This window comes from Streptomyces sp. NPDC002206 (genome assembly GCF_053593595.1).
In genome coordinates this window covers 95648-121191 of sequence record NZ_JBSFCW010000007.1, presented here as the reverse complement: position 1 = coordinate 121191, position 25544 = coordinate 95648, and the positions used below count along the sequence as shown (strand labels likewise).

At 70.4% G+C, this 25544-nt stretch carries 23 protein-coding genes and 2 pseudogenes; 11 read left to right on the top strand and 14 right to left on the bottom strand.

Going from position 1 to position 25544, the window contains the following annotated elements:
* Window positions 1–55: 55 nt before the first annotated feature.
* Window positions 56–679, bottom strand: coding sequence for a winged helix-turn-helix domain-containing protein (locus ACWCP8_RS16150; RefSeq protein ID WP_451116454.1), 624 nt, complete (start codon window positions 677–679; stop codon window positions 56–58).
* Window positions 680–1096: 417 nt separating this feature from the next.
* Window positions 1097–2131: a glutamine synthetase gene (gene glnII, locus ACWCP8_RS16145; protein WP_352266854.1), complete on the bottom strand. Its 1035-nt coding sequence runs from the start codon at window positions 2129–2131 to the stop codon at window positions 1097–1099.
* A 413-nt stretch (window positions 2132–2544) separates the two neighbouring features.
* Here glnII and ACWCP8_RS16140 point away from each other — a divergent pair, with 413 nt between their 5' ends.
* Window positions 2545–3456, top strand: coding sequence for a Gfo/Idh/MocA family protein (locus ACWCP8_RS16140; protein ID WP_451116451.1), 912 nt, complete (start codon window positions 2545–2547; stop codon window positions 3454–3456).
* Window positions 3457–3636: 180 nt separating this feature from the next.
* Window positions 3637–5304, top strand: coding sequence for an IS200/IS605 family accessory protein TnpB-related protein (locus ACWCP8_RS16135; RefSeq protein ID WP_451116449.1), 1668 nt, complete (start codon window positions 3637–3639; stop codon window positions 5302–5304).
* 60 nt (window positions 5305–5364) lie between these two features.
* Here ACWCP8_RS16135 and ACWCP8_RS16130 read toward each other — a convergent pair whose 3' ends face one another.
* Both ACWCP8_RS16130 and ACWCP8_RS16125 read right to left on the bottom strand, forming a co-directional pair.
* Window positions 5365–6033: a hypothetical protein gene (locus tag ACWCP8_RS16130; RefSeq protein ID WP_451116447.1), complete on the bottom strand. Its 669-nt coding sequence runs from the start codon at window positions 6031–6033 to the stop codon at window positions 5365–5367.
* A gap of 134 nt (window positions 6034–6167) precedes the next feature.
* Complete coding sequence (locus ACWCP8_RS16125) at window positions 6168–6617, bottom strand: MarR family transcriptional regulator (protein ID WP_352266851.1); 450 nt, start codon at window positions 6615–6617, stop codon at window positions 6168–6170.
* A gap of 69 nt (window positions 6618–6686) precedes the next feature.
* Between ACWCP8_RS16125 and ACWCP8_RS16120 the strand changes: the two genes are divergently transcribed.
* Complete coding sequence (locus ACWCP8_RS16120; protein WP_352266850.1) at window positions 6687–7574, top strand: alpha/beta fold hydrolase; 888 nt, start codon at window positions 6687–6689, stop codon at window positions 7572–7574.
* A gap of 15 nt (window positions 7575–7589) precedes the next feature.
* Here ACWCP8_RS16120 and ACWCP8_RS16115 read toward each other — a convergent pair whose 3' ends face one another.
* Window positions 7590–7949, bottom strand: a complete 360-nt coding sequence (locus ACWCP8_RS16115; RefSeq protein WP_352266849.1) for an ArsC/Spx/MgsR family protein — start codon at window positions 7947–7949, stop codon at window positions 7590–7592.
* Window positions 7950–8069: 120 nt separating this feature from the next.
* Here ACWCP8_RS16115 and ACWCP8_RS16110 point away from each other — a divergent pair, with 120 nt between their 5' ends.
* Window positions 8070–8339, top strand: a complete 270-nt coding sequence (locus ACWCP8_RS16110) for a hypothetical protein (RefSeq protein WP_030926244.1) — start codon at window positions 8070–8072, stop codon at window positions 8337–8339.
* A gap of 201 nt (window positions 8340–8540) precedes the next feature.
* Entirely contained in the window at window positions 8541–9020 is a 480-nt protein-coding gene (locus tag ACWCP8_RS16105; RefSeq protein WP_352266848.1) for a hypothetical protein, read from the top strand.
* A 123-nt stretch (window positions 9021–9143) separates the two neighbouring features.
* Here the strand turns inward: ACWCP8_RS16105 and ACWCP8_RS16100 are convergent.
* Window positions 9144–9683 (bottom strand): annotated as a pseudogene (locus ACWCP8_RS16100) (AMP-binding enzyme); the annotation flags it as partial.
* Window positions 9684–9747: 64 nt separating this feature from the next.
* On the opposite strand from ACWCP8_RS16100, the gene ACWCP8_RS16095 reads away from it, so the two are divergent.
* The 3 genes and pseudogenes from ACWCP8_RS16095 to ACWCP8_RS16085 form a co-directional block, all read left to right on the top strand.
* Window positions 9748–10185 carry a hypothetical protein gene (locus tag ACWCP8_RS16095; protein ID WP_451116443.1) on the top strand — a complete coding sequence of 146 codons (438 nt, stop codon included), beginning with the start codon at window positions 9748–9750 and terminating at the stop codon, window positions 10183–10185.
* A gap of 317 nt (window positions 10186–10502) precedes the next feature.
* Window positions 10503–13283: a SpoIIE family protein phosphatase gene (locus tag ACWCP8_RS16090; RefSeq protein WP_451116441.1), complete on the top strand. Its 2781-nt coding sequence runs from the start codon at window positions 10503–10505 to the stop codon at window positions 13281–13283.
* 524 nt (window positions 13284–13807) lie between these two features.
* Window positions 13808–14146 (top strand): annotated as a pseudogene (locus ACWCP8_RS16085) (tyrosine-type recombinase/integrase); the annotation flags it as partial.
* A gap of 111 nt (window positions 14147–14257) precedes the next feature.
* Here the strand turns inward: ACWCP8_RS16085 and glnA are convergent.
* Window positions 14258–15667: a type I glutamate--ammonia ligase gene (gene glnA, locus ACWCP8_RS16080; RefSeq protein WP_030933685.1), complete on the bottom strand. Its 1410-nt coding sequence runs from the start codon at window positions 15665–15667 to the stop codon at window positions 14258–14260.
* Between the two features lie 276 nt (window positions 15668–15943).
* Between glnA and ACWCP8_RS16075 the strand changes: the two genes are divergently transcribed.
* Entirely contained in the window at window positions 15944–16411 is a 468-nt protein-coding gene (locus ACWCP8_RS16075) for an RDD family protein (RefSeq protein ID WP_078879252.1), read from the top strand.
* 107 nt (window positions 16412–16518) lie between these two features.
* On the opposite strand, the gene ACWCP8_RS16070 is transcribed toward ACWCP8_RS16075, so the two are convergent.
* From ACWCP8_RS16070 to lipB, 4 genes are all read right to left on the bottom strand, one after another.
* Window positions 16519–17226, bottom strand: a complete 708-nt coding sequence (locus ACWCP8_RS16070) for a DUF4191 domain-containing protein (RefSeq protein ID WP_267005527.1) — start codon at window positions 17224–17226, stop codon at window positions 16519–16521.
* A gap of 19 nt (window positions 17227–17245) precedes the next feature.
* The gene (locus ACWCP8_RS16065; protein WP_030970723.1) at window positions 17246–17446 is read right to left on the bottom strand and encodes an SCO2195 family GlnR-regulated protein; all 201 of its coding nucleotides are present in this window, start codon (window positions 17444–17446) and stop codon (window positions 17246–17248) included.
* Window positions 17447–17747: 301 nt separating this feature from the next.
* On the bottom strand, window positions 17748–18713 hold the full coding sequence (lipA, locus tag ACWCP8_RS16060) for a lipoyl synthase (protein WP_352266845.1): 966 nt from the start codon (window positions 18711–18713) through the stop codon (window positions 17748–17750).
* Between the two features lie 203 nt (window positions 18714–18916).
* On the bottom strand, window positions 18917–19714 hold the full coding sequence (gene lipB, locus ACWCP8_RS16055) for a lipoyl(octanoyl) transferase LipB (protein ID WP_352266844.1): 798 nt from the start codon (window positions 19712–19714) through the stop codon (window positions 18917–18919).
* Between the two features lie 267 nt (window positions 19715–19981).
* On the opposite strand from lipB, the gene ACWCP8_RS16050 reads away from it, so the two are divergent.
* Window positions 19982–21676 (top strand): regulator, encoded by a 1695-nt coding sequence (locus ACWCP8_RS16050; RefSeq protein WP_451116438.1) that lies wholly within the window; start codon window positions 19982–19984, stop codon window positions 21674–21676.
* A gap of 198 nt (window positions 21677–21874) precedes the next feature.
* Here the strand turns inward: ACWCP8_RS16050 and ACWCP8_RS16045 are convergent, their stop codons facing one another.
* Both ACWCP8_RS16045 and ACWCP8_RS16040 read right to left on the bottom strand, forming a co-directional pair.
* Window positions 21875–23191 carry an NAD(P)/FAD-dependent oxidoreductase gene (locus ACWCP8_RS16045; RefSeq protein ID WP_352266842.1) on the bottom strand — a complete coding sequence of 439 codons (1317 nt, stop codon included), beginning with the start codon at window positions 23189–23191 and terminating at the stop codon, window positions 21875–21877.
* Window positions 23192–23361: 170 nt separating this feature from the next.
* Entirely contained in the window at window positions 23362–24261 is a 900-nt protein-coding gene (locus ACWCP8_RS16040; protein ID WP_451116436.1) for a TIGR01777 family oxidoreductase, read from the bottom strand.
* Between the two features lie 127 nt (window positions 24262–24388).
* Between ACWCP8_RS16040 and ACWCP8_RS16035 the strand changes: the two genes are divergently transcribed.
* On the top strand, window positions 24389–24907 hold the full coding sequence (locus ACWCP8_RS16035) for an N-acetyltransferase family protein (RefSeq protein ID WP_451116434.1): 519 nt from the start codon (window positions 24389–24391) through the stop codon (window positions 24905–24907).
* 57 nt (window positions 24908–24964) lie between these two features.
* Here ACWCP8_RS16035 and ACWCP8_RS16030 read toward each other — a convergent pair whose 3' ends face one another.
* Window positions 24965–25486 (bottom strand): DUF4240 domain-containing protein, encoded by a 522-nt coding sequence (locus ACWCP8_RS16030; protein ID WP_451116432.1) that lies wholly within the window; start codon window positions 25484–25486, stop codon window positions 24965–24967.
* Window positions 25487–25544 lie beyond the last annotated feature (58 nt).

The following is a 25544-nucleotide window of genomic DNA, read 5'->3' as shown; positions in this document are numbered from 1 at the left end:
AGCCCTGGCCCACCGGGTACGACCGGTCGGCCAGGGCTTGTCGTGTGCGGCTCGCTCAGGGGGCGTACTTGTAACCGACGCGTCGCACCGTCTGGATCGACCGGCGGTGCTCGGCGCCCAGCTTGCGGCGCAGCCGGGCGATGTGGACGTCGACGGTGCGCCCGTCGCCCACATGCCCGTAACCCCAGACGGTCGTCACCAACTGGTCGCGGGTGTGCACCCGGTGCGGGTGCGCCACCAAATGGGCGAGCAGTTCGAACTCGAGGAACGTGAGGTCGAGCGTGTCCCCGTCCACCGCCGCGGTGCGCTGCACCGTGTCGATGCGCACCGGACCGGCCGAGGCCGGGGTCTCCACCGGCTGCGGCACGATCCGCTGGGCGGCGGCCGCGGCCGCCGCTGCAACGGCGGGCTGCTGATCGGCCGGTACGAGCACCAGGTAGCCGATCATCGGCGGCCGGCCCGGCAGTGCCGGAAGGGTGTGCTGGGGTGCGGGCAGCCAGGTGGCGCCCGGCGGGAGGAAGTCGGCCACATCGGCCGGCTGGACGACCTCGTCGGGGTCGACGGCGCGCAGCCGGTGGCGGCTGGGGGAGACGGAGCGGGCGGAGGGCGGGGCCGCAGCGGTCGCCGACGATGCTGCGGTGACAGCGGTGGCGGCGGAGAGGGCACGAGTGTTCGCCATGAGGGTCAGCTCTTTCGCGCGAAGGAGTCGTCGAGGGACGGACTTGCGTCGTGCGCGCGGACCGAAGACCGGGGTGAGCGGCTTTAGAGGGCCTGCGCGTTCCACGCGCGACAACACACCCGGTCGAAGTCATGATGCTGACGGGAAGGCCAGAACGGCTCGAGGTCGCTGCGACCCGGCGCGGTGTACTGGAAGCTGGCCATGCCCCTATTAGACCAGACAAGGCGGCGCCGCTGCAGGCCTCTCTCACCCGTCGATACGGAACCCTTTGCGTTACGTTCCTCACCTCGTGGGCCACCCCCTGTGCTGCCTCGACCGCCCCAGCAGCAGGTGACACGCTCCGGGTACGGGTAGGGCACGCCGAAGGGGCACCCACCGTTTCCGGCGGGTGCCCCTTCGTACGGAATCAGATGCGGATCAGACCTGGTCGGCCTTCTCCAGCGCCGTGCAGCAGGTGTCGACGATCAGCCGCGTGACGACGTACGGGTCGACGTTGGCGTTCGGGCGACGGTCCTCGATGTAGCCCTTCTGGTCCTGCTCGACCTGCCACGGGATACGGACCGAGGCGCCGCGGTTGGAGACGCCGTAGCTGTACTCGTTCCACGGGGCGGTCTCGTGCAGACCGGTCAGGCGGTCGTCGATACCCGCGCCGTAGTTCTTGACGTGGTCCATCGGCTTCGAGCCCTCGCCCAGCGACTCGCACGCGGTGATGATCGCGTCGTAACCCTCGCGCATCGCCTTGGTGGAGAAGTTGGTGTGCGCACCCGCGCCGTTCCAGTCGCCCTTGACCGGCTTCGGGTCCAGGGTCGCGGAGACGTTGAAGTCCTCGGCGGTGCGGTACAGCAGCCAGCGGGCGATCCACAGCTGGTCGGAGACCTCCAGGGGGGAGAGCGGACCCACCTGGAACTCCCACTGACCGGGCATGACCTCGGCGTTGATGCCGGAGATGCCCAGACCCGCCGTCAGGCAGTTCTCGAGGTGCTTCTCGACGATCTCGCGGCCGAAGATCTCGTCGGCGCCGACACCGCAGTAGTAGCCGCCCTGCGCGGCCGGGAAGCCGCCCACGGGGAAGCCGAGCGGCCGGTGGCCGTCGAAGAAGGTGTACTCCTGCTCGATGCCGAAGATCGGCTCCTGGCCGGCGAACTGCTCGGCGATCGGACGCAGGGCCGACCGCGTGTTGGACTCGTGCGGAGTCATGTCGATGTTGAAGACCTCGCACAGCACGAGCACGTCGTTGCCGCCGCGGATCGGGTCCGGACAGGAGAAGACCGGCTTCAGTACGCGGTCGGAGGCGTGACCCTCGGCCTGGTTGGTGCTGGACCCGTCGAAGCCCCAGATGGGCAGCTCCGCGACACCCTGGGAGGCGTCCCCTGCCATGATCTTCGTCTTCGAACGAAGCTTGGCGGTCGGCTCGGTGCCGTCGATCCAGATGTACTCAGCCTTGAACGTCACGGAAGCCATCCTTTGCGGGTGCTGCGGTGCTGCGGTCTGCGGTCCGGTCTCTGCAGCGCAGCTTCGCAAGACGCGATTTCCCGTCCGTTGCCCGAATGTGAACCCCGTGTTACCGAGGTTTCCTGCGTTGTACGCGGGAGTCGACGAGGCTGTGCGCGGGGGTGTACCCGGGTCTTGAGGAGCGCTTCGTATACGGGAGTCACCTGCACCGCAGCAGCGCGCCGACGCGGATCGATCCCGGCCCGCCACGCCTGCAGCACTTCAGCCGCAGGTCCGCGCGGCGAATTGTCCCAGCAGCCCAACACGTTGACCGGTCCAGGGCTCGTGGTCCGGAGCGTCCAGGATCCGGGCGCCGGCGTGACCGTCGGCCGTCGCACGCCACCACCCGGTGAGCGACCGGGCAGACTGGCCCCATGACGACACCACCCGCTGCCCCCATGCGTATCGGTCTTCTCGGTACGGGCCCCTGGGCCCGCAACACCCAGGCCCCGGCTCTCGCCACCCACCCCGGAGTCGAACTCAGCGGTGTGTGGGGCCGCAGGCCCGAGGCGGCGAACGCCCTCGCCGCCGCCCACGACACCAAGGCGTACACCGGTGACACGGGCGTCGACGAACTCTTCGCCGCGAGCGACGCCGTCGCGTTCGCGCTGCCGCCGGACGTCCAGGCCCCGCTCGCCGCCCGCGCCGCGGCCGCCGGATGCCACCTGCTGATGGACAAGCCCGTCGCGACGACGGTGGCCGGGGCCCGCGAGGTCGCCGAGGCAGCCGACCGGGCGCAGGTCGCGTCCGTCGTCTTCTGCACGATGCGGTTCGCCGAGCCGACCGCGGCGTGGGTCGCCGAGCAGGCCGCGCGGGGCGGCTGGTTCACTGCCCGCGCCCAGTGGATCGGCGCACTGTACGCCCCCGGGGCGGAAAGCGAGTTCGCACAATCGCTGTGGCGCCGCGAGAAGGGCGGCCTGTGGGATGTGGGCCCGCATGCGCTGTCGGTGCTGCTCCCGGTGCTCGGCGATGTGACGGAACTGACCGCCGCCCGCGGACCCGCCGACACCACCCATCTGATCCTCCGCCACGCCTCGGGCGCGTCCAGCACGGTGACGCTGGCGCTGGACGCACCGCTCGGAGCGGCGGGCACGGAGGTCGAGTTCAGGGGCGAATCCGGGATCGCCACGCTGCCGGGTGGGGGCGACGCGGTGGGTTCGTTCCGCGCGGCGGTGGACGCGCTGCTCGAAGCGGTGCGTACAGGGGTTCCGCATCCCTGCGACGTACGGTTCGGGCTGCGGCTGACCGAGTTGCTGGCCCAGGCGGAGGCCGTCGTGCGTTCCTGAACCGCGAGGGGTTGCGAGGCTGTCGGTTGCTGCATTGAAGTGAGCGGTGGTGAGCGGGAGTGAGTCCTGTGGGTGGGTTGGTGGGGGTGAGAACGGGAGTTCTGGGGTCGAATGGGTGACCTTGGCGGCCGTGGCTCGTTGGGCTGGGGGCAGCGGTGCGGCCTGGGTGGGGGTGATGTGTTGGGTGGTGTGCGGGAGCTGGCCGTGTCCTTCGTGGTGCCCGGGCCGTGCGGGGTGGCGGTCCGGGACCGTCTCAAGCACCTGACCGCCCAGGACGAGAGGGTGCTGCGTGCGGTCGGTGCGCATCAGGGTGCGCTGGCGTCCCGTGATCTCAGGGCTCGCTGTGCGGATGGTCTGGAGCACGGTGCGCAGACCTGGGCGGCGCGTAAGCGGGAGCTGACCGGGGTGTCGTCGTCGCGGATCGCGGGTGCGATCACCAAGGCCACGCACGATCAGTGGGCGCTGGCGCGGCGTTGCCAGGCGGCGTATATCCGGAAGCTGGATGCCGGGATCAGGACCCTGCGGCACCGCCTGTCCCTCCCGGTCGGGGAGAAGGGCGCCAAGCGCGTGGCGGGTGGCTACCGGTCGAAGAGCGAGTGGTTCCGCAAGTCCCGCCGCCTCGCGGCGCTGGAGGCGCGGCACACGGCGGCTGTCGCCGACCGGCGGGCCGGACGGGTGCGGGTGGTCCGGGGCGGCAAGCGTCTCCTCAACACCCGCCACCACCTCGCCCAGGCCGGTCTCACCGAGGCGCAGTGGCGGGAACGCTGGCAAGCGGAACGCTGGTTCATCGCTGCCGACGGTGAGTCGGGGAAGCGGTTCGGGAACGAGACGATCCGCGTCACTCCGGACGGCGAAGTGTCCATCAGACTGCCTGCCCCGCTCGCGCACCTGGCCAACGCCCGGCACGGCCGGTACACCCTCACCTCCACCGCGGCGTTCGCGCACCGGGGCCAGGAGTGGGCCGACCGCATCACCGCGAACCGGGCCGTCGCCTACCGCATCCACCTCGACACGGAGCGCGGCCGCTGGTACCCCACCGCATCCTGGCAGCGCCCCCTCGTGCAGACCATCCCGTTCGAGACTGCCCGCGCCCGGGGGATGATCGGCGTCGACACCAACGCCGACCACTTCGCCGCCTACCTTCTCGACCGGCACGGCAACCCGGTCGGCGATCCGCACCGCTTCGGCTACGACCTGTCCGGTTCGGCCGGTCACCGAGACGCCCAGATCCGCCACGCCCTGACCCGCCTCATCAACTGGGCGGTGCGTGCCGGTGTCGCCGCGATCGGCATCGAAGACCTCGACTTCACCACCGAGAAGACCAGGGAGAAGCACGGCCGCCGCAAGCGGTTCAGGCAGCTCATCTCCGGCATCCCCACCGGGAAGCTCAAGGCCCGGCTGGTGTCGATGGCCGCCGAGCACGGCCTGAGCGTTGTCGCGGTCGACCCGGCCTACACCTCCCTGTGGGGTGCCCAGCACTGGCAGAAACCACTGGCCACCCCACGCCGAAAGATGTCTCGTCACGATGCCGCGGGCATCGCGATCGGGAGACGCGCCCTCGGACACCCGGTCCGGGATGGGGTATCCCCTGCTCGAACGGAGTTGAGAGCTTGGGGAAGGACGGCACCGCCCCCGCACGACCGGAGTGATCGTGCGGGGCATCGGACCGCCCAGGCCGGACCAGGTGACCGGGGGCGTGAGGGAACCCGCCCACCCACCACGGACCGGCCCCCTGGAGGGCCGTTGCCGAGCGGGAAGCGAAAGCGGGAACCCAGCGCATCCAATACCGTTCGGGATGCGCCCGGTACGCAGCGGTGGGTCCAGGACTCACTCATGCGCACTGGCTAGGAACGGTGCCGGGCGTTGCCGTGTCTTGTACCGGTCCGCCGACCGCCCGGCCCGGGCTCGTCAACCCACGCGCTCGATGCGAGCGCGACGGATCAGGAACTTGCCCGGTTCGCGCACCTGCTCGAACGCGGCGTTGTTCAGCAGGGCGCAGCTTCCGGAGGGTGAAGTGACCTGCACCGTGGTGGACTTGTTGTTGTCGAGATTGGTCACCTTGAGCCGGGTGCCGACGGGGAACTGATTGCTGGACGCTGCGGGGGCACCTCCCTCGCCGGACAGCGTCACGGTGGATCCGGCACAGACGACCTCACCGGTGGTCTGCTCCGCTCCGCCGGGCGGCGCCGGCGCCGCGGTCCCTGGCGCGGATGCGGATGCGGATGCCGGTGTGGAAGCGGCTGCGGACGTGGCGGGATCCACGGGCGCCGATGCCTCCCCACCGCACCCCGAGGCGGCCTGTTGGCGCCGGATCTCCGCGATCACGGCTTCCCGGTTGGCGATCCGCGCAGCCGACTGGGCATCCGGATTGGCTCGCTGACCGGCGATGAACCGCTCGTTGTTGCCGAGCGCCGTGGTGAGTCCGGTGCAGACGACCGACGAGGCCCGGTCAGCCGGTGGCGACTGCGCGGCCTGGCTGGTTCCGGCCAGCACGGCAGCCGTCCCACCGGCGAGTGCGGCGGCCCCGACCAGCAGGGCGAGCTTCTTCTTGCGGCTGAGGGTCTTCTTGCGTGACACGTAGGGCTCCTGTCCCCGGCCGGAACACCTGATGCGCTCGGGCCGGATGTGGTGCGTGTGTCCCTACGTACGAGTAACAGGCGCGTTCGTTTCAGCCGTCAGGCGGACGTAACCCTCTGTCGCCGCCCTGCCGGTCAGGGAATGGAGGTGGCCGCCCGGTGCGCGGCGGACAGGAAGCGCCGCACGGCAGCCGTCTCACTCTCGTCGAAGTCGTGCAGCACCGCGACCGTGTTGTCGATCAGCGGCCCGAAGAAGGACCGGCCCAGCTCGACCGCCCGCGGGTCCACCGTCAGCAGCACCCGCCGCCGGTCGCGCGGGTCACGGGTGCGGGTGAGGTGGCCGAGCCGTTCCAGTCGGTCGATGACGGCGGTGGTGCCCGCGGAGTTGAGCCCGAGCTGCGCACCGAGCCATCCGGCGGTCGCGTCCGTGCCCGCCCGTTCGGCGTCGAGCAGGCAGATCAGGGCGCGTACGTCGGTGGGGTGCATGCCATGGCGGCTCGCGAACTCGGCCTGGCGCAGCCCGAATTCGACAGTCACCTTGCGCAGCAGATGGACGATCTCCATTTCGGGACTCTGCTCGCTCATCGGTCCTCCTCCCTTTATTATCTCGTCGAGCGAGATAATATCCAAGGGCACCCATCTGGGAGGCACCCCATGACGCGTACGTCATCCGGATCATCCGCGGTGGCCGCCACCGAGTCGTTCCTCGCCGCGTACGACGAGGTCCTGGCGGTCAAGTGGCCCGCTGGAACGACCCACTCCGAGGCCTTCACCCCGTACGGCACCACCCGTGTCAACAGTTACGGCCCCGAGGGTGGCCCGCCCCTGATGCTGCTGGCAGGCGGCGGCTCCACCTCCACCGTCTGGTACGCCCAGGCCGCCCACCTGGGCCGCAGCCACCGCGTCCACGCCGTCGACCTCATGGGCGACCCGGGCCGCAGCGTGGTGGGGGAGCGCCCGATCCGTACGGTGCCGGACCTGACGGCCTGGCTGGACGCAGTGCTGGACGCCCTGAACATCGCATCGGCAGCACTCTGCGGCCATTCCTACGGAGCCTGGATCGCGCTCCACTACGCCCTGCACGCCCCCGACCGCGTCGGGAAGCTGATCCTTGTGGACCCGACCCAGTGCTTCGCCGGTTACCGCCCCGGCTACCTGCTGCACGCGCTACCGATGCTGCTCCGCCCCAACGCGCGACGCACGCGCGCTTTCATGAACTGGGAGACCTCCGATGCACCGCTCGACCCGGTCTGGCTGCACCTGCGCGACACGGCTGCCGGCTTCCCGTCCGCCCGGCCGGTCACCGGCCCCCGCCCCGCCCCCGAGGCGCTGGGCGCCCTGGACGTACCGACCCTGATCCTGCTGGCCGAGAACAGCCGGGCGCACAACATCGCAGCGGTCGCCGCCACCGCGGCCCGGCTGCTCCCCCACGCGCGGACGGCGACGATCCCCGGCGCCACGCACCACACACTGCCGCTGCACGCCCCGGACGCCGCCGAACTCAACTGCAGAATCGAGGAGTTCCTGTCGGCTGGGTGCTGAGCGACTCCGCCGGGCTCAGCGCCCCAAGGCGTCCCGCACCGCTTCCTCCGTACGCGCCACGACAGCCGTGCCGTCCTCCGCGGTGATGATCGGCCGCTGGATCAGCTTCGGATGCTCGGCGAGCGCCGTGATCCACCGCTCCCGCGAACCGGCCTCGCGCGGCCACTCCTTGAGCCCGAGCTCCTTCGCGTCCGCCTCCTGCGTCCGCGTGATGTCCCACGGCTCCAGCCGGAGCCGGTCGAGCACGGCCCGGATCTCGTCCGGCGACGGCACATCCTCCAGATAGCGGCGGACGGTGTATTCGGCTCCCTCCGCATCGAGCAACTGCACCGCGCTGCGGCACTTGGAACACGCGGGATTGATCCAGATCTCCATGGGTCCGACGATACGCGACGAAGGCCACGAAGACCCCTCTGGCCAGGGGCGATTGTCAGTGGTGGGCCGTAAAATAGAGGTAGTTCGTGAGGGTTTCACGACCGTGCCAGGAGGTTGCCCATGGCCGTTGCCGCAGTCACGACCAAGCCGCTCCACAAGCCCCTGCAGAAGAAGCCGCTCCCCGCGGGCCGGCCCCGCGAATGGTACATCTCGCACAACCGCCGCCTGAAGGCCATGCGCCTGGCGATCGCCCTGCTCGACACGGGCGTCTACTACCCGTCCAGCGCAGACAACGACAAGATACGCACGACTGCCGAGCGCATCGGCATCCACCCGCCGTCCGACACGACCTGCCGCATGGTCCGCGCCCTGATCCGCTACGGGCGCTGACGACCCACAGCCGGCGGAGCCGAAGTCTGTGCCCCCGGACCTCGCCCGGGGGCACAGGCACGTACTCCCCACGCCGGCGCAGCCATCGACACCGTCCGCGTGCCCGCAGGCCATCTGCCGTCACCCGATCGACGTGCGCGGCATGCGGACCGCCGCGCCTGCGTCTTGACTGGGACGGATCCGTGAGTGCTGGGAGGCGCGATGACAAGGCGATCCGTGCGAGGCGCGTGGGCCGTGCTGCTGACGGCGGTCGTGGCATCGGCTGCCGCCTGTACGGACGACGGCGGCAGCCCGGCCGGCACGGTGTCCAAGGCCGCGTCCGCGGTGGCGTCCGCCGCGTCCAGAGGGGGCGACGTGGCGGCCTCGGCATCAGCTGCCGCGCAGGAGAAACTCCAAAATTTCAAGAACGGCGTGAACGCGGGCAAGGACGTCAAGGCGGGCGCGGTGACCGAGCAGGGCGGCCGCGCCACTACGAAGATCACCGTGACGAACAGCACCGAGTCGGCCAAGTCGTACATCGTCCAGATCAACTTCCGCGACCCCAGCGGCAATCTGCTGGACTCGACCGTGGTCACGGTCGACGACGTACGGCCGGGCACCCCCAAGGACGCGACGGCCCGCAGTAACCGCACGCTCGCCGGCGACGTCACCGCCGAGGTGGGCAGGGCGCTGCGGCACTGACAACAGGCAACGGGAGCGGGTAACTGAGTGCCGTCGCTCCCGTTGCTCGTCCCGCATGGCCAGCGGCCGTGACCAGGTGGCGGAATGTGGGGGCGGGATCCCGGGATGGCGGGTCGCCCTCCCTCAGGAGCCCGGGGTAGCGATCTCGCGCTTGAGGATCTTGCCGGTGGCGCCCTTGGGGAGGGCGTCGAGCAGCCAGACCTCGCGAGGGTACTTGTAGGGGGCGACCTGCGCCCGTACGAACTCCCGCAGGTCGTCGGGGGTGGCCTCGGCGCCCGGGAGCAGGGCCACGGCGGCGGCGATCTCCTGGCCGAGAGCAGGGTGGGGGATGCCGATCACCGCGGCCTCGGCGACTGCGGGGTGCTCGTAGAGGACCTCTTCGATCTCGCGGGGGTAGACGTTGAAGCCGCCGCGGATGATCAGGTCCTTCTTACGGTCGACGATGAAGTAGCAGCCGTCCTCGTCGACGGTGGCGAGGTCGCCGGTGCGCAGCCAGCCGTCGAGGATGGTTTCGGCGGTGGCCTCGGGGCGGCCCCAGTAACCCTTCATGACGTTGTGGCCGCGGACGCAGAGTTCGCCGACGCCGTCCTTCTCGTCGATCAGGCACAGCTCGACGCCCTCGATCGGGGTGCCGATGGAGCCTGCCTTGCGCGGGCGGTCCGGCAGCGTAGGCCTGTCCGGTGCGACGCTCGGCGGCGGCTTCGGCTTCCTCACCCGCTACCTCGGCATGGCCTGCGACAGCCTGATGGCGGCTGAGATCGTCGTCGCGTCGGGTGCCGACTGCGCCAAGGTGATCAGGGCAGACCTGAAGAACAACTCGGACCTGCTCTGGGCGCTCCGCGGGGCCGGAAACGGCAACTTCGGGATCGTCACCTCACTCACCTATAAGGCGGCTCCACTCAGGAGCGTCGCCTATGTGCAAGCGACATGGGACGGCATCGAGGACCTGCGTGGGGTATTCGACGCCTGGCAGCGTACGGCACCGAGGGCCGACAACCGCCTCGGGACCCAGCTCGAGATCCAAGGTTTCGGCGCTGCGTCGACAGCCGCCGCCCGATCCCTGCCCACAGAAAAGGCCGTCGGCCGCGTCTTCCGGGAGGGAAGAACACGGCCGACGGCCCAGAGACGGCACAGGCGAGCGAAATCCGACCTGCGGCGTTCTTAGATGTCGAAGAACTGATGTTGCAGTTTCGCCACCTTGGATGCGAGACCGTCGTGCTGCTCTGACCAGCGAGGGAGCGGTCGTCATTGGCCGTTGTTGGTCGCCGTGGGCCCCCCTTTGGCGGCCCACAGACGGCCCCAGGTCTTCCTCAGGTCGATCCCAGACGCGCATCGAGGACGATCTCGCGTACAGGTTTGCCGTTGTGGTCGGCTAGTAGTGCTGGGGCGTCCCTGGTCCGCGTACCCGTCGTCCCCGATTCCCTCATGTGCGTATCTCCCGGCGCAGTGGCAGCGTGGGAAGGGAGGCACAGACCCACACGCATGGGGACGGCCCGGATGCACGAAGAGCGTGGTCGCACTGTTGGCGGCAGGGACCTTGGCGGACCGGCGGAACACCATTCCTGGGCGCGTCGCCTGCGGTCCTGGCCGAGGGGGCGCAGCGTCGCCGGGCAGACTTTCCTCTGGCTGCTGGCAGCCGTGGTGCTGCTCGTCGTCGCGGCGCTGGCGGCGCTCGTCCTGCAAGCCCAGCACTACAGCAAGAGCGACGCGGAACACCGCACGGCCGCCGCTGCCATCGCGGTGTCGCAGTCCCCGGGGGTGGTGCAGGCCCTCGAGAGCGCTCATCCGAGCGCGATTCTGCAGCCGCTCGCCGAACAGACCCGGAAGAGCGCCGGCCTCGACTACGTCGTCATCTACAACTCCCGGGGCATCCGCTACACCCATCCCAATCCCCAGCTGATCGGGAAACACGTCCTCGGCCCGTACGAGTACGCCCGGAAGGGGCCGAGCACCGTCACCACCGCCTCGCCCCTGGGCCTCACCGTCGACACGACCGCGCCCATCAAGAGGCCTGATGGCTCGGTTGCGGGGTTCGTGTCGGTAGGCATCACGGCCGAGCACGTGACCGGTGTCGTGAACCGCCAGCTGCCGGTGCTCCTCGGCGGCACCGCTGTCGCGCTGGCCCTCGGCATGACCGGCGCGGCCCTGGCGAGGCGGCGGCTGCGCCGCCAGACGCATGGCCTGGGGCCGTCCGAGATGACACGGATGTACGAGCATCACCACGCGGTGCTGCACGCGGCCCGCGAGGGCGTGCTGATCGTCGGCGGGGACGGCCGGCTGATCCTGGCCAACGACGAGGCCCGGCGCCTGCTGGATCTGCCCCCCGAGCCCGAGGGTCGGCCGGTCCAGGACCTCGAGCTTGATCCGAAGCTGGCCGGGCTGCTGGCGTCCGGGCGCGTCGTCACCGACGAGGTGCACCTGGCCGGAGACCGCTTGCTCGCAGTCAACAACCGCCCGACGGAGCCCTACGGCGGACAGCCCGGCAGTGTCGCGACGCTGCGCGACACCACCGAGCTGAGGCGCCTGGCCGGGCAGGCCGAGCTGGCTCGCTCCCGCCTGCAACTGCTCTACGACGCGGGGATGCGGGTCGGGACCACGCTGAACGTGGTGCGGACCGCGCAGGAGCTGGCGGACGTGGCGGTGCCACGGTTCGCGGACTTCGCCACGGTCGAGCTGGCCGATCCCGTCCTGCGGGGCGACGAACCGCCCTTGGGCACGGGCACGGCGCGGGGCCTGCAGATCCGCCGCACGGCGGCGAGCGGCATCAGGGACGACCACCCGCTCTACCCCGTCGGGTCGACGATGAGCTTCGCCTCCGCGACACCGGAGGGCCTCAGCCTGGACACCGGCCGTGCCGTACTCGCCGCCGATCTGAGCCAGGCGCACGCGTGGCGGTCGCGCGACCCCGAGAGCTCCGACGCCATCCTGTCGTACGGGATCCACTCGCTGATCTCCGCGCCGCTCCAGGCGCGCGGCCTGGTCCTGGGCATGGTCAACTTCTGGCGCTTCGGGGATTCCGAACCGTTCGGGGACGACGACGTCTCCTTCGCCGACGAGCTGGTCGCACGCGCGGCGATCGCCGTCGACAACGCCCGCCGCTTCACCCGTGAGCACACCATGGCCGAGACGCTGCAACGCAGCCTGCTGCCCCGCGGCGTGCCCGAGCAGAGCGCCTTGGACCTGGCGTACCGCTACCGCCCGGCGCACCGTGGCGTTGGCGGGGACTGGTTCGACGTCATCCCGCTGCCGGGATTCCGTGTGGCGCTGGTCGTCGGCGACGTCGTCGGCCACGGCCTGCACGCCGCGGCCACCATGGGCAGGCTGCGCACGGCGGTCCACAACTTCTCCACCCTCGACCTGCCCCCCGACGAGCTGATCGCCCACGTCGACGAGCTGGTGGCCCGCATCGATCAGGACGAGGCGGCCATGGAGGGGGAAGAGGGCGATGGCGGGCGGATCACGGGCGCCACCTGCCTGTACGCCATCTACGATCCGGTGTCCGGACGCTGCACCATGGCGCGGGCGGGCCACCCCTTCCCCGCGCTCGTACGGCCCGACGGTGGTGTCGAGTTCGTCGACCTGCCCGCGGGTCCGCCCCTCGGCGTGGGAACCCTGCCCTTCGAGACGGCCAAGCTGCGGCTGGAGGCGGGATCCCGGCTCGTGCTCTACACGGACGGGCTGATCGAGAACCGGCACCGGGACCTGGAGGACGGGCTCACCCGGCTGCACGGCTGCCTGTCCAGGGCCCGCACCAACGGGTCCCCGGAGGAGATCTGCACGGCCGTCTTCGACGCGATGGTGCAACCGAACCCGAGCGACGATGTCGCGCTTCTCGTCGCGCGCACGCACCTGTTCGCCCCCGACCAGGTGGCCACCTGGGACGTGCCCCGCGACCCCGCCGCCGTCTCCCGCGTCCGCTCGGCGTGCGTCGGACAACTCACGGCCTGGGGCCTGGAGTCGCTCTCCTTCACCACGGAACTCATCCTCAGCGAGCTGATCACCAACGCCGTCCGCTACGGCACCGAGCCCATCCACGTCCGCCTGCTCCGCGACCGCACCCTCGTCTGCGAGGTCTCCGACGGCAGCAGCACCGCGCCCCACCTCCGCTACGCCGCCAGCACCGACGAGGGCGGCCGCGGACTGTACCTCGTCGCCCAGCTCGCCGAACGCTGGGGGACCAGGTACACGGAACGGGGCAAGGTCATCTGGACGGAACAGGCCCTCACCACGACGCCCGGGCTGTTCGACGCCATGCCTTTCTAGCTAGGGGCAGGTCCCGGCGCTCCTCTGTTGTTCATGCCGCGGGCCCCTGCCAACTTGGCAGGGGCCCGCGCTGCCCGAAGCCATGAACTGTTCGATTTCTGCAGTGCTTCGGGTGCTGCCCAATCTCGTGTCCGGATGCTGTCGGTTCTCGTGAACAAAGCCACTGGGGCGATCCGGCTGCGGACTAGGCGAACAGCGGGTGGCTGCGGGAGACGCTGGCCGCGGCGGACCCGTCGGGTCGCGGTGGTCACTACGTTGCCGACGGAGCACCGCGGGGCTGACCTGCGCATCAGCACCTTTGTGCGTCAAGGGCGAGAGGCTTCCAGAGCTGCGATCACGGCCGCAGTGTCGCCGTCGTAGAGGAGGTGCGGTTCGTCGACCTGAGGAGGGATGAACCGGGCGCGGTACCGCTGGAGGTCGCTCTCCGAGAAGTAGATCGAGTTGGGATCGTCCGCGTGGAACTCGTTGCGCTTGCTGATCCTCGCCCAAAGCTCATCGTGGTTGGCTCGCGCGAGCGGAAGGCGCTGAACCGCAATTACTTCAACATGTACCTGTGGAAGCCCGCGCTCGTCTCGGCCGGCGTCATCCCGGAGCGCGAGCCGGGGGAGCGGTTCACGAAGTCGCGCGAGCACGGCATGCACGCGCTGCGGCACTACTACGCATCGGTGCTCCTGGACGCGGGGGAGAACGTCAAGGCTCTTGCCGAGTACCTCGGGCACTCGGACCCCGGCTTCACTCTCCGCACGTACACGCACCTGATGCCAAACAGCCAGGACCGCGCGCGGAAGGCCATCGACTCTGCCTTTGGAGCGGCGGGCGCTGACGACGATGGCGACGACGGAGCGGTGCTTGTGGCGGCCTGATCGGCGCTCACAGAAAAGGCCATCGGCCGTGCCTTCCGAGAGCGGAGGAACACGGCCGACGGCCCACAGAGTGCCCAGGGGAGCGGAAACCCTCTCTGACCTGCGGCGTTCTTAGATGTCGAAGTACAGCTCGAACTCGTGCGGGTGCGGGCGCAGCTGGATCGGGGCGATCTCGTGAGTCCGCTTGTAGTCGATCCACGTCTCGATCAGGTCGGACGTGAAGACACCGCCGGCGAGCAGGTACTCGTGGTCCGCCTCGAGCGCGTCCAGGACGGCCGGGAGCGAGGTCGGGACCTGCTGGACGTTCGCGTGCTCCTCGGGAGCCAGCTCGTAGAGGTCCTTGTCGATCGGCTCGGCCGGCTCGATCTTGTTCTTCACGCCGTCGAGGCCGGCCATCAGCAGCGCCGAGAAGGCCAGGTACGGGTTGGACGACGGGTCCGGGGCGCGGAACTCGACGCGCTTGGCCTTCGGGTTCGAGCCCGTGATCGGGATACGCATCGCGGCCGAGCGGTTGCGCTGCGAGTAGACCATGTTGACCGGGGCCTCGAAGCCGGGGACCAGGCGGTGGTAGGAGTTCACCGTCGGGTTCGTGAAGGCGAGCAGCGAGGGGGCGTGCTTGAGGATGCCGCCGATGTAGTAGCGGGCGATGTCCGAGAGGCCCGCGTAGCCCTGCTCGTCGTAGAACAGCGGGTCGCCGCCGGCCCACAGGGACTGGTGGACGTGCATGCCCGAGCCGTTGTCGCCGAAGATCGGCTTCGGCATGAAGGTCGCGGTCTTGTTGTTGCGCCAGGCGACGTTCTTCACGATGTACTTGAAGAGCATCAGGTCGTCGGCCGCGGCGAGCAGCGTGTTGAACTTGTAGTTGATCTCGGCCTGGCCGGCGGTGCCGACCTCGTGGTGCTGGCGCTCGACCTGGAGGCCGTTCTTGTCCAGCTCCAGGGAGATCTCGGCACGCAGGTCGGCGAAGTGGTCGACCGGCGGGGTCGGGAAGTAGCCGCCCTTGTAGCGGACCTTGTAACCACGGTTGTTCTCTTCCGAACCGGTGTTCCAGGCGCCGGCCTCGGAGTCGATGTGGTAGAAGCTCTCGTTCGCCGACGTCTGGAAGCGGACGTTGTCGAAGACGTAGAACTCCGCCTCGGGACCGAAGTACGCGGTGTCGGCGATGCCGGTGGAGGCGAGGTACGCCTCGGCCTTCTTGGCCACGTTGCGCGGGTCACGGCTGTACTGCTCGCCGGTGATCGGGTCGTGGATGAAGAAGTTGATGTTGACGGTCTTGTCGCGGCGGAAGGGGTCGACACGGGCGGTCGACAGGTCCGCGCGAAGCGCCATGTCGGACTCGTGGATGGCCTGGAAGCCGCGGATCGACGAGCCGTCGAAGGCCAGTTCCTCGGTCGGGTCGAAGGCCGCTGCCGGGATGGTGAAGTGCTGCATCACACCGGGCAGGTCACAGAACCGGACATCGATGAACTTGACGTCTTCGTCGGCGATGTACTTCTTCACGTCGTCGGCGTTCTGGAACATCCAACTCCTCCTACTCCCGACCCGGGAGGGGCGGGGTTGTAGCTCGTTGTGCGGCCAGTGCGGTGGCACACGCTGGACCCGACCATAGGCAGACCGGATTTCTCAAGCATGACCCATTTGTTTCGCCGAAGTTAACCGAGCCGGGTGCGGGTGGCATCTCGGAGTCGCATCCGGGTCCGGTAGTGGTCCGGTCGGGGCGGTGGCGACGCCCGGGGCCCGGGGCGGCCATGGGCCCCGGGCGGCAGGGCGCGGAGGCGGGCGCAGTACCGTGGTCGGGTGGACAATAGGCAAGCAATCGGATCGTGGCTCTCCGGGCCGCGCGCGGCAGCCGAGGAAATGGGCGTCGATTTCGGGTACCGGGGCAAGCGGCTCGGTCTGCCCGAGGAAGGCCCGGGGTCCGTCGCCCCGCTCGGCCGGCGCTTCGGCGCCCTCCTCATCGACTGGGCGCTCTGCATGCTGATCGCATACGGGCTGTTCGCTCGCGGTGACCAGCAGGCGGCCGGAAACTGGGCGCTCGGCATCTTCCTCGTACTCAGTGTGCTCACCGTCGGAACCATCGGCTGTACGCCGGGCAAGCGCATCCTGGGCATCCGGGTCGTCGCCGAGGGCGGTGGCCGGCTCGGTCTCGGGCGGGTGGTCGTGCGGAGCGTGCTGCTGTGCCTGGCGGTCCCGGCCCTGGTCTGGGACCGCGACGGCCGGGGGCTGCACGACCGGCTCGCACGCGCCGTCCAGGTGCGGATCTGAGTGTGATGTGACCGAGCGGACGTGACAGAGCAGAAGAGGGCGGGTCCCTGAACCGGAGTGGTTCGGGACCCGCCCTCTTGCTTGTTGTGTCCTGTGCGGTGACTGCGTCAGCGCATCTTGCCGCCGCGCGGCATCCGCATACCCTTCGGCATCGGGCCCTTCGGCAGCGGCATGTTGCTCATCAGGTCGCCCATGGCCCGGAGCCGGTCGTTGGCCGCCGTCACCTGCGGGCCGGTCAGGACCCGCGGCAGCTTCAGCATCTTGGTGCGGACCTTCTTCAGCGGCACCTGGCCCTCGCCGTTGCCGACGATGATGTCGTGCACGGGTACGTCCACGACGATGCGGGCCATCTTCTTCTTCTCGGCCGCCAGCAGGACCTTGACCCGGTTCGGGTTGCCCTCGCCGACCAGCACGATGCCCGCCTTGCCGACGGCCCGGTGGACGACGTCCTGGCTGCGGTTCATCGCGACCGCGGGCGTCGTGGTCCAGCCACGGCCCACGCGGTCCAGCACCGCCGCCGCAGCGCCCGGCTGTCCCTCCATCTGCCCGAAGGCCGCCCGCTCGGCACGCCGTCCGAAGACGATCGCCATCGCGAGGAGAGCCAGCACGAAGCCCAGGATGCCCAGGTAGACCGGGTGCTTGATCAAGAAGCCGACGGCGAGGATGACACCGAAGGTGACGATTCCCACACCCGCGACGACAAGACCGATCTTGGAGTCGGTCCGCCGGGTCATCTTGTAGGTCAGGGCGATCTGCTTGAGTCGCCCCGCGTTCTCGGCGCTGTCCGCGCCGTCAGTGTTTGCCTTCCTCGCCATGTACTGAAGTTTACGTGGCCTAGGAGCGATGGTCGGCCACGGCCTCCAGTACGTATGCGGTCTCGACCCGGTCCTTGGCCCGGCGGCGGTCCTCGAGGACCGCTGTCCAGGCGTTTCGGCGGGCTGTGCGCTGGCCGCTGCTCAGCAGCAGCGACTCGACGGCACGGAGAGCATCGGTGACGGACGGGATGGCGGTTGCGCGTACCGGCACGGCCTGCATCGTGGAAGTCCCCTCGGAACGGATGCGCGAAGTGAGTCTGTTATGGAAGCGGATTGCGCGGCTGGACACGGGGAGCAGCGACGGCGGCAGCTGTGAAAGCCACTGCGCTGCGTGAATCCAGGGTCACTGCTCGGTGTTACCAGCGCATGACCTTTCGGTCAAACACCAATGAAACCTTGATGTGGGCGTCGCGCACGTCGAAGCGGCCCATACGCGTCCCCGACCTGCGGGGAACGTATGGGCCGCGTCGTATGCCGCTACCGTCCGGTAGCTTCTTGTGCTCGATTTCACACAGTCCGGGTCACACCGCGGACGTCGGGGCGACGGCGCCACGACGCTCGATCGCCTGCTGGAAAAGCCGGCCCGCGCGGTACGAGGAACGGACCAGCGGCCCGGACATCACACCGGAGTAGCCGATCTCGTCGGCCTCCTCCTTGAGCTCCACGAACTCGTGCGGCTTCACCCAGCGCTCGACCGGGTGGTGGCGCACGGACGGCCGCAGGTACTGCGTGATCGTGATGAGCTCGCACCCGGCGTCGTACAGATCCTGGAGCGCCTCGCTCACTTCCTCGCGGGTCTCGCCCATGCCGAGGATGAGGTTGGACTTGGTCACCAGACCCGCCTCGCGGGCCCGCGTGATGACCTCGAGCGAGCGCTCGTAACGGAAGCCGGGGCGGATCCGCTTGAAGATCCGCGGCACCGTCTCGACGTTGTGCGCGAGCACCTCGGGGCGCGAGGAGAAGACCTCGGCGAGCTGCTCGGGCTCCGCGTTGAAGTCGGGGATCAGCAGCTCGACCTTGGTGGCGCCGGCTTCGCGCTCCGCCGTCAGCGCGTGGATCTGGCGCACGGTCTCCGCGTACAGCCAGGCGCCGCCGTCCTCCAGGTCGTCGCGGGCGACGCCGGTGATGGTGGCGTAGTTCAGGTCCATCGTGACGACCGACTCGCCGACGCGGCGGGGTTCGTCCCGGTCCAGCGCCTGCGGCTTGCCCGTGTCGATCTGACAGAAGTCACAGCGGCGGGTGCACTGGTCGCCACCGATGAGGAATGTGGCCTCCCGGTCCTCCCAGCACTCGAAGATGTTGGGGCAGCCGGCCTCCTGGCACACCGTGTGCAGACCCTCGCTCTTCACGAGCTTCTGCAGCTGGTTGTACTCGGGGCCCATCTTCGCCCGGGTTTTGATCCACTCGGGCTTGCGCTCGATGGGGGTCTGGCTGTTCCGGACCTCCAGGCGCAACATCTTGCGCCCGTCGGGTGCGACAGCGGACACGTCCGGCTCCCTACGACTTCGATTCTTCGGCGAACACCAGGGTACGCCCGCTATTTGTATGGTCGAGGTGTGGCCCTCACCCCTGGGCAACCAGGGGACGGGCCGGGCCATTCCCGGGGCGGCCGGGTCCGTGGGCATCGGGCGGGGCGGTTCCGACCCCGGGCCCTCGCTCCTCGAACGGCGCAGAGGCCGGGTTTCGCGGATCAGGCCGAGGCGCGTTCGATCTCGCGCGGAGCGAGTTCCGCGTTCTCCAGGACGTCCTTCAGGTGCTTCTCTGCGACCGGGAGCACCTCGGCGATCGTGATGTCGCGCCCGAGCTCGTACGCGAGCGAGGTGACGCCCGCGTCGCGGATGCCGCACGGCACGATCCGGTCGAACCAGGTGTTGTCCGGGTTCACATTCAGTGCGAAGCCATGCATGGTCACACCCTTGGCGACCCGGATGCCGATCGCCGCCAGCTTGCGGTCCTCGCGGCGCTGGCCGGCGTTGGACGGGGCGTACTCGGGGCCGTTCAGCCGCGGGTCGAACTCCTCGTCGTGCAGCCGCGGATCGAAGTCGAGCGACAGGCCGCCGAGCGCCGGACGCTCCTCGACCGGATCGCCCAGCACCCAGACCCCGCTGCGGCCCTCGACCCGGGTGGTCTCCAGGCCGAACTCGGCGGCCGTACGGATCAGCGCGTCCTCCAGCCGGCGGACATGCGCCACGACGTCCACCGGCCGCGGCAGCTTCTGGATCGGGTAGCCGACGAGCTGCCCGGGGCCATGCCAGGTGATCTTGCCGCCGCGGTCCACATCGACAACCGGAGTGCCGTCCAGGGGGCGCTCACTGTCGGTCGTACGCCGTCCGGCCGTATAGACGGGCGGGTGCTCCAGCAGCAGACAGGTGTCGGGAACCGTGTCCTCGAACCGGGCCGCGTGCACCTCGCGCTGCTTCTGCCAGGCCTCCTGGTAGTCGACGGCCGACTCGCCGAATCCCAGCCGGACGAACCGAAGCTCACTCACGACAGATGCCTTCCTACTTGCGGTGCCGGGAACCGGGGGGTGTCCCCGGAGCCACGTCACCATGCAGTGATTCGCGCCCCGGGCCACTGTACGACCGCCCCGGGAGCGGCGGCCCGGCAGGTCTTTCCCGTCAGCGCCACCCCCAATCCTCACACGATCGGATGAATGTGAAGCGAAGGAGGCTTCGGCCGCCGCGGGCCCCGCTAAATTCGCGCCGTTCCATAAGGGCTGCCCGCCCGGCCCCGAAGGCAGGAGACCGTACAGCTGATGTCGGAACGACCTCCGCAGCGCACCCCCAACCGCCAGCTCGCCTCGCTCATCACAGAAGCCGGATTCTCGAACGCAGGTCTCGCCCGCCGGGTGGACCAGCTCGGCCTCGAGCACGGTCTCGATCTGCGGTACGACAAGACGTCCGTGACTCGCTGGCTGCGGGGCCAGCAGCCGCGCGGGACCACCCCTGCCCTGATCGCCGAGGTCTTCACCCGGCGGCTCGGACGCCGGCTCTCGGCGCAGGACCTGGGCCTCGACGCATGTGCGCCCGTCTATGCCGGTCTGGAGTTCGCCGCCACGCCCAGCGAGGCGGTGGACATCGTCAGCGGGCTCTGGCGGAAGGACTCGGGCAGCCATGCGGAGCTGCGGAAGATCGCCTTCACCCCGGCCGGGCTGGTGGTGCCCAGCCGGGACTGGCTGATCGGACGGGCCGACGAGTGGGTGGGCCGGGGGAACGGTGAGGCCGCCGCGCCCAGTGGGGGGACCGCTGGGGTGCGCGGGACGCCGGGGGCGTCCGCGGTCGGCGGGGCCCGTGGGGCGGCAGGGCTCAACGGGACCCGTGGTGCCCACGGCACGCATGGATTACATGGAGTGAATGGGCAGAACGGGTCCGTGGGGCCCGGCGGCAGGTCCGGCGCCCGTGGGCCCGCACCGGTCAGGCCCTCCTCCGGACCGCTCTCCTCACCCGCACCGTCACCCGTACCTCCGGTGCACCTCGCGTCCCCGGCACCAGGCGCATCCGGGGCACCCGGCGTCCCCCGGCAGCGCCAGACCGACCGCGGCCCCGGCCAGAAGGTCAGCAGCGGCGATGTCGATGCCCTGCGTTCCGTCGGGGAGCTCTTCCGCACCCTCGACCACACCTACGGCGGCGGCCACGCCCGCCAGGCCCTCGTCCGCTATCTGGAGCACGAGGCCGAGCCGATGCTCCGCGGGACGTACGGGGAGGCGATCGGGCGGCGGCTCTTCTCGGCGGCCGCCGATCTGACCCGGCTGGCGGGCTGGACCTCGTACGACATCGCCGCACACGGCCTCGCCCAGCGCTATTTCGTCCAGGCACTGCGGCTCGCGCAGGCAGCGGGGGACCGGGTGTACGGCAGCCATGTCCTGATCACCATGAGCCGGCAGGCGGTGTATCTCGGGCACGGCAGGGAAGCCGTCCAGCTGGCACGCGTCGCCCAGCAGGGCGTCGGCTCCTCGGCGCCGCCCGTCGTCATGGCCCTGCTGCACGCGGTCGAGGCGCGTGGCCACGGGGTGCTCGGTGAGGCCAGGACGTGTGCGGCCTCGCTGGCACGGGCGGAACACGCACTGGAGGCTGCCCGGCCCGGCGACGACGTACCGCACTGGGGGCGCTACTTCGACGAGGCGCAGCTCGCCGACGAGTTCGGGCACTGCCACCGCGATCTGCAGCAGTACCGGGCCGCCGCGCAGCATGCGGAGCGCTCTCTCCAGCTGCGCGCCCCGGTGTACGCCCGGAGCAGGCTGTTCTGCCGGGTGGTGCTGGCGTCCGCCCGGCTCGGGCTCGGCGAGCTCGACCAGGCGTGCCTGCTCGGCGCGGAGGCGGCCCAACAGGCGGCGGAGATGCGGTCGGTGCGCGCGACGGAGTACGTGAGGGAGTTCGAGCGTCGTCTTGAGCCGTACCGGGACGCGGCGGCGGTACGCGGCTACCGAGAGCGGGTTGCGGCGCTCGGGTGATCCCTCCCGCGTGACCGCGGGTGACACTTCGGCATGACTCCTCCGCGTGACAGAACGGGTGGTGGCCCGGACCGGAAGCGATCGGTTCGGGCCACCACTCGTTCGGGCAGGGTTCGCTCAGTGCCCGCGCACCTCGACTTCCGCCAGCGACAGAGGGTTGGGACCGGCCGGACCGGGGCGGGCGGTGTGCGGGCGTAATCAGGCCGCTTCGCGCAACCCGGCCTCCACGTCGCTCCCGGACCGGATGCCCAGATCGCCGAGGATGGCGTGTGCGGCGCGGCGGCCGGAGAACAGGGCGCCCTGGACCGTGCTGGTGTCCCGGTGGTCGCCGCACACGTACAGCCCGGCGAGCAGCCGCACCGAGCGGCGCAGATCGTGCGGGGGCGGCATCGCCGGGACCGCCTCCGGATCGTGGTGGGCGGCCAGGAGCTCCCAGTCGTCCGTGGAGGTGCCGTACAGCGCGGCGAGATGGGCACGGGCCGAGCGGTCGAGATCGGGAGGCGGGGTGCCGAGCACCGTCGACGTGATCAGGGTCCGGCCGTTCGGGGCGCGCGACGGGTCGACCTCGCTCATCACGCAGGTGTGCGCGACCGGGCCCGAGCGGTCGGCGTCCAGCAGCAGCGCGGCGCCGGTCGGCGGGGGAGCGGGAGCCGTGTGGTGCAGGACGGTCACCGGGTGGAAGGACGGCACCCGCAGACCGGGCAACAGCTCGGCGGCAGCGCCCGCGCCGGTGGCCAACAGCAGGGACCGGCAGCCCAGTTCGCCGTGCTCCTTGGTACGGACCGAGGTGATGTCGGCGGTGGTGACATGCACACCGGTCCGTACGGTGCCGGGCGGCAGCGCCGCCGTCAGCAGGTCGGGCAGCGTGGCCGAACCGCCGGACGGTACACACAGCCGGCCGCGTGCGTAGCCGCGCAGGACGAGATCGGCGCAGCGGCTCGATGTGGTGAGCCCGGGGTCGCTGAGCAGCGCGGTGAGCAGCGGGCGCAGAAAGCCGTTGACCGTGCGGGACGGCAGGCCGCGGCCGGACAGGGCGGCGAGCGCCGTCTGTTCCGGCCGGGCCAGGATGCGGGACGCCGGGGTGGTGGCGAGCCTGGCCAGGGCGGCGCCGAGCCGGGCCTGGTCGATCGGCCCACCCATCGGCGGGCGGGGGGCGCTCGCCAGGGCGCGTGCCGCCTTGAGTGCGCCCCGCGCGCTCCGTGTGTGCCGCACGTCGCCGGTCCGGTACTGGCGGCCCTCGCTGTGGACGAGTACCCCCGGCGCGAAGTTCCGCAGCACGAGCCCTTCGAGACCGGGCGTCGCGCGCAGTTCCGGATACGAGGTGCTGAGAAGCGGGCCGAGGTGGTCGAGCCGGAATCCGTCCACTTCCTCGGTGGTCATCCGGCCGCCGGCCCGTGGACCGGCCTCCAGGACGCTGACGCTTACCCCTGCGCTGGTCAGTTGATGGGCTGCTGACAGGCCGGCGATCCCGGCCCCGATGATGACGACGTCCGCGTGGTGTGCCGTGCTGAGCACGTGCCCCTCCCCGAGTCGGCGCGACTGCTGGGAGGGTCTTGCCCCCAACAGGCCCCCGGAATGCCCGAGTTCGCGATGAGGCTAGGAGGGGACCGGTGCAGGCACAGTCGCGCGCGGCCCGGGGCACCGTTGCACGGGGTCGCACATCCGTGTGATTCGCCCGGTCGTGGTCAGCGCAGCGCCGCGCGGATCGAGGCGTCGATGCCGGGGAAGGCGAACGAGAATCCCGACTCCAGCAGCCGTCTCGGCAGCACCCGCTGACTGCCCAGCACATCCTCCGCGAAGTCCCCCAGGGCGATCCGAAGGGCGGGTGCCGGGACGGCGAACAGCGTCGGACGGCGCAGCACCCGTCCCATCGCGGCCGTCACCTCACCATTGGTCACGGGGTCCGGCCCGGTCAGATTCACCGGTCCCGACAGCGACGGCGTATCGAGGATGTGCCGCAAGGCGGCGATGTGGTCGTGCAGCGCGATGAAGCTCCAGTACTGGTGCCCGTTGCCGAGCCGCCCGCCGAGTCCCGCCCGGAACAACGGGAACAGCCGGCCCCAGGCCCCGCCCTCCCGGCCGACGACCAGACCTGTGCGCGCGAACACCGTCCGTACGCCCGCCTCCTCCGCCGGGGCCGCGGCCGCCTCCCACTCCACGCACACGGACGGCAGGAACCCCTCGCCGTGCGGTGCGCTCTCGTCGACCGCGCGGTCCCCGGTGTCGCCGTAGTAGCCGATCGCCGACCCGGACAGCAGGACCTTCGGCGGTACGTCGAGGGAGGCCACCGCCTGCGCGATCGCTTCCGTCCCCAGCACCCGGCTGTCCCGGATCTCCTGCTTGTACGCCTCCGTCCAGCGGTGGTCGCCGACCCCGGCACCGGCGAGATGGACGACGGCGTCGCAGCCGACCAGGCCCGCCCCGTCGACGTAACTCCGCTTCGGGTCCCACTCGACCTCGTCCCCGGCCCGGGCCGGGCGCCGGACCAGGCGTACGACGTCGTGTCCGTCGGCCCGCAACGAGCGCACCAGCGCCGTTCCGATGAGTCCGGTGGATCCGGTGACAGCAATACGGGAGTGCACCATGGATCCATCCTGCCGCAGGGGAGGACGCGGCGCCTCGCCCGTGCCGCCCGGCGGGCCCGGGCTGTCGGCCCGGGGCCCGGCGGATATGCGGTGACGGGGCCGGGCGCGCCGTGGCACAGTGGCGCGCATGCCTGAACTCCGTACGCGCCCCGTCCGCCCCGCGGATCTCAGCGACGACACCGCACTCGGGGAGCTCGACCGGGCCACCTGGTCGACCCTGCACTCGGTGCAGTCGTGGCCGCAGCCGCCGTACGAGCCGTTCTTCAGTGACCGCAACCGGTCCGAACACCTGCTCGTCGCCGAGGCGGAGGACGCGACGGGCGAGGTGCGCATCGCCGGGTACATCAGGGCCGTCCCGCCGACCGCGCTGGCCTGCAACACGCATGTGCGCCAGATACAGGGCCTGGCAGTGGCCGACTGGGCGCGTGGCCGCGGTGTCGCCAGAGGGCTGTTGCGGGCCGCGCTCGCCGCGGCACGGGGCGAGGGCGCGAGCCGGATGACGCTGCGGGTGCTCGGGCACAACGCGCCCGCGCGTGCGCTGTACGAGTCGGAGGGATTCGTCGTCGAGGGCGTGCTGCCCGGTGAGTTCTTCCTGGCCGGGCGTTACGTGGACGACGTACTGATGGGCCGTTCGCTCACCCCGTGAGGAATCCCGACCGACCCGGTACCGGACGGCGCGCAGCGCGGGGCGGGACGGGGCGGGTCAGCCGGCGCCGAACCGCTCCCAGAGCAGCGGGAAGCGCGCGGCCAGGGCCGCGTCGTCCTCGAAGCCGAACGGGGTGCCCTCCGGCTCGGCCGATTGCGGCGGAAGACCGAGATCCGGGGTGACGATGCCGGTGAGCTGCTCGTACGCCTCGTCGGCGGCGTAGCCGAGGTCCTCGGCGTCCCCGTCGATCTCATCGTCGAAGTCGTCGAGGAGTTCGGCGAGGCTGTCCGGATTGTGCACCGCCGCCTCGAAGATCTCCCGGCCCTGGCCGATCAGCCAGCAGCGGAAGAAGTCGAACGCGTCGTCGCTCGCACCGCCGAGCAGCACGGCGGCGGCGCCCCACACGTCCCAGCGGTACGCGCGGTTGAAGCGGGCCTCGAAGTGCCGGGCGAAGTCCAGCACGGATTCGGGATCGAGCTGCAACAGTCGTTCGACGAGCAGGTCGGCATGTTCCTCGGGGTCGCCCTCGGCGGCCTCGCGGGTGCTGTCGATGATCTCCCAGAATTCCGTCTCGTCCATCACGGGACAAGCATCGGCCTTGGCGGCAGGCGATGCACGCGGAGACGCCGAAAAGAAG

Excerpts from the sequence above, each read along its gene's own strand:
- ACWCP8_RS16150 (WP_451116454.1), bottom strand. The coding sequence starts at position 679 with ATGGCGAACACTCGTGCCCTCTCCGCCGCCACCGCTGTCACCGCAGCA.
- ACWCP8_RS16140 (WP_451116451.1), top strand. The coding sequence starts at position 2,545 with ATGACGACACCACCCGCTGCCCCCATGCGTATCGGTCTTCTCGGTACG.
- ACWCP8_RS16125 (WP_352266851.1), bottom strand. The coding sequence starts at position 6,617 with ATGAGCGAGCAGAGTCCCGAAATGGAGATCGTCCATCTGCTGCGCAAG.
- ACWCP8_RS16120 (WP_352266850.1), top strand. The coding sequence starts at position 6,687 with ATGACGCGTACGTCATCCGGATCATCCGCGGTGGCCGCCACCGAGTCG.
- ACWCP8_RS16115 (WP_352266849.1), bottom strand. The coding sequence starts at position 7,949 with ATGGAGATCTGGATCAATCCCGCGTGTTCCAAGTGCCGCAGCGCGGTG.
- ACWCP8_RS16110 (WP_030926244.1), top strand. The coding sequence starts at position 8,070 with ATGGCCGTTGCCGCAGTCACGACCAAGCCGCTCCACAAGCCCCTGCAG.
- ACWCP8_RS16105 (WP_352266848.1), top strand. The coding sequence starts at position 8,541 with ATGACAAGGCGATCCGTGCGAGGCGCGTGGGCCGTGCTGCTGACGGCG.
- ACWCP8_RS16095 (WP_451116443.1), top strand. The coding sequence starts at position 9,748 with ATGGCCTGCGACAGCCTGATGGCGGCTGAGATCGTCGTCGCGTCGGGT.
- ACWCP8_RS16090 (WP_451116441.1), top strand. The coding sequence starts at position 10,503 with ATGGGGACGGCCCGGATGCACGAAGAGCGTGGTCGCACTGTTGGCGGC.
- glnA (WP_030933685.1), bottom strand. The coding sequence starts at position 15,667 with ATGTTCCAGAACGCCGACGACGTGAAGAAGTACATCGCCGACGAAGAC.
- ACWCP8_RS16070 (WP_267005527.1), bottom strand. The coding sequence starts at position 17,226 with ATGGCGAGGAAGGCAAACACTGACGGCGCGGACAGCGCCGAGAACGCG.
- ACWCP8_RS16065 (WP_030970723.1), bottom strand. The coding sequence starts at position 17,446 with ATGCAGGCCGTGCCGGTACGCGCAACCGCCATCCCGTCCGTCACCGAT.
- ACWCP8_RS16050 (WP_451116438.1), top strand. The coding sequence starts at position 19,982 with ATGTCGGAACGACCTCCGCAGCGCACCCCCAACCGCCAGCTCGCCTCG.
- ACWCP8_RS16040 (WP_451116436.1), bottom strand. The coding sequence starts at position 24,261 with ATGGTGCACTCCCGTATTGCTGTCACCGGATCCACCGGACTCATCGGA.
- ACWCP8_RS16035 (WP_451116434.1), top strand. The coding sequence starts at position 24,389 with ATGCCTGAACTCCGTACGCGCCCCGTCCGCCCCGCGGATCTCAGCGAC.
- ACWCP8_RS16030 (WP_451116432.1), bottom strand. The coding sequence starts at position 25,486 with ATGGACGAGACGGAATTCTGGGAGATCATCGACAGCACCCGCGAGGCC.